This window comes from Haemophilus sp. HMSC61B11 (genome assembly GCF_001838615.1).
Taxonomy (GTDB): Bacteria; Pseudomonadota; Gammaproteobacteria; order Enterobacterales; family Pasteurellaceae; genus Haemophilus_D; species Haemophilus_D parainfluenzae_AD.
This window is the reverse complement of sequence record NZ_KV837950.1, coordinates 1-445: the sequence shown is the minus strand read 5'-3', so window position 1 is coordinate 445 and position 445 is coordinate 1. Positions and strand designations below refer to the sequence as shown.

Annotated in this window: 1 pseudogene; it reads right to left on the bottom strand. The window is 33.9% G+C overall.

Annotated elements, in window-relative coordinates:
- Window positions 1-441, bottom strand: a pseudogene (locus tag HMPREF3263_RS00915) (hypothetical protein); the annotation flags it as partial.
- Window positions 442-445 lie beyond the last annotated feature (4 nt).

The window sequence follows — 445 nt, the reverse complement described above, 5'->3', positions numbered from 1 at the left end:
GCCGCGTGGACGGGGGAGGAAAAAGGCAAATAGCACAGCAATAAAAAAAACAGATAACCAAGTACAATATAGAATAAATTTGAATCTATCATTTTCCCATTCACCTAAGTAACGTTGTCTATATTTCTCATAGGTTTCAAATGGTCTTTTTGAAGCAAATGTACCCTTTTCCTTATAGAGTTCTAAATAATCCTTATAATTAGGAGCAATTAGTTCATCTGGTTTGAATGCCCAAGTATAATCTTTTTTAAAGTCATTTATTTGAGAACTAAATGGTTTATTTAAGCTATTTCCGCCACCAAAGCCAATAATCAAAAATCCGGCAAATAAAACAAAACGAATAAACCCACGAGCGTACCCATCAAAAATGGAATCCCGAATTTCAATTTCATCTTCACCACGCTTGCGAATGGAATAGGCAATATCTTTATCTGGATTAATGAAA